A 968-nucleotide genomic window follows, 5' to 3' on the forward strand; every position below is an offset into this window, starting at 1 on the left:
AGGAACAGACAAACTGTACGTCCCTGTCGAACAGATTGACCTGGTCATGAAGTATGTTGGTTCGGAAGGTAAAGAGCCAAAGATCTATAAGCTGGGCGGAACTGATTGGAAAAAGGTCAAGAAGAAGGTTCAATCTTCTGTTCAAGATATTGCCGACGATTTAATTAAATTATATGCAGAACGGGAAGCAGCGGTTGGCTATGCTTATTCACCTGATGGAGATTTGCAAAAAGACTTTGAAACATCATTTGCTTACCAAGAAACAGATGATCAATTGCGCTCCATTCATGAGATTAAAAAAGACATGGAAAGACCGCGTCCGATGGATCGTCTTCTTTGCGGGGATGTTGGCTATGGAAAAACAGAGGTAGCAATTCGGGCTGCCTTCAAGGCTATCGCTGACGGCAAGCAAGTAGCTTTTCTAGTTCCAACTACCATTCTGGCCCAGCAACATCATGAAACATTAAGAGAAAGGTTTCAGGATTATCCGATTAATATTGGCCTGTTAAACCGCTTCCGTTCGAAAAAACAACAAACAGAAACAATTAAAGGATTAAAAGCAGGGACCATTGATATTGTTGTAGGAACACACCGCTTGCTGTCAAAAGATATTGTTTACCGTGATTTAGGCCTGTTGATTATTGATGAAGAACAGCGTTTTGGAGTTACCCATAAGGAAAAGATTAAGAAACTAAAAACAAATGTCGATGTCTTAACTTTGACGGCAACGCCAATCCCTCGAACCCTGCATATGTCTATGCTGGGTGTCAGAGATCTATCAGTCATTGAAACGCCGCCTGAAAACCGATTCCCTGTCCAAACGTATGTAATGGAATATAATGGATCTCTGGTGCGTGAAGCGATTGAAAGGGAACTAGCCCGAGACGGACAAGTATATTATTTATATAACAGGGTGGAAGATATTGAACGAAAAGCGGAAGAAATATCGATGCTTGTGCCTGATGCAC

General features: G+C 41.7%; 1 protein-coding gene. It reads left to right on the forward strand.

Annotation, left to right across the window (positions count from 1 at the left end):
* Nucleotides 1–968: DEAD/DEAH box helicase (locus V7659_RS04935; protein WP_335538516.1), on the forward strand; the 968-nt coding region annotated here is incomplete at both ends.

Source organism: Neobacillus drentensis, assembly GCF_036966985.1.
Classification (GTDB): Bacteria; Bacillota; Bacilli; order Bacillales; family Cytobacillaceae; genus Neobacillus; species Neobacillus drentensis_E.